Source organism: Streptomyces sp. P17, from assembly GCF_032436805.1.
Classification (GTDB): Bacteria; Actinomycetota; Actinomycetes; order Streptomycetales; family Streptomycetaceae; genus Streptomyces.
The window spans coordinates 1-242 of the sequence record NZ_JAVRBF010001377.1 but is presented as its reverse complement, the minus strand read 5'-3'; the positions used below and the strand labels follow the sequence as shown (position 1 = coordinate 242).

Below are 242 nucleotides of genomic sequence, written 5' to 3'. Positions count from 1 at the left end.
CGATTGGGCCAGAAACGCTCGGCGCGCTCCTTCCCCATGGCGACCTTGTGGCCTTCGAGGAAGAAGGTCGGGTACCAGATGATCGGCGACAGGTCGGCGATCACGCCGAGCTGCGCGAACCGCTTGACGTCGTCGGGCGTGATATAGCTCGCATGGGCGATCTGGTGGGTCAGGTTCGTCGGGCCGTTGAAGCTGCGCACCACCTCGACGGCATCGAGCGCCTGCGTGACCGCTGCGTCGCC

The 242-nt window shown here is 66.1% G+C and carries 1 pseudogene; it reads right to left on the bottom strand.

From position 1 onward, the window contains the following. Positions 1–242: pseudogene (locus RMT89_RS45035) on the bottom strand (amidohydrolase); the annotation flags it as partial.